This is a genomic window from Undibacterium sp. RuTC16W (assembly GCF_049339445.1).
Lineage (GTDB): Bacteria > Pseudomonadota > Gammaproteobacteria > Burkholderiales > Burkholderiaceae_D > Undibacterium.
Genome location: NZ_JBMPPE010000120.1, coordinates 1 through 285 on the forward strand (window position 1 = coordinate 1; position 285 = coordinate 285).

Genomic DNA, 285 nt, shown 5'->3' on the forward strand with positions numbered 1-285 from the left:
GGGCGAACCAGCAGGCGTGGGCAGGGCTTCGGTCAATGGTTGCTTAGTTGAGGCCCGAAGTTCAGGCGGGAACGTCAGGCACGAGTTGCATTTTTAGCAAAGTAATCTGGTCTTTCAGTTGCAGCTTGCGCTTTTTCAGGCGACGCAACTGCAGCTGGTCGTGATGGCCGTCCAAGGTGAGCATGTCGATGACCGCGTCCAGATCGCGGTGTTCGACGTCGAGTTCAATCAGACGACGCTGGATATCTTGTACATCAGTCATGTTTCTCAGTCACTGGAAGGTTC

At 54.4% G+C, this 285-nt stretch carries 1 protein-coding gene; it reads right to left on the reverse strand.

Annotated elements, in window-relative coordinates; genetic code table 11:
* Nucleotides 1–61: 61 nt before the first annotated feature.
* Nucleotides 62–262, reverse strand: a complete 201-nt coding sequence (locus ACO0K4_RS19770) for a YdcH family protein (protein WP_422958361.1) — start codon at nt 260–262, stop codon at nt 62–64.
* Nucleotides 263–285: the final 23 nt, after the last annotated feature.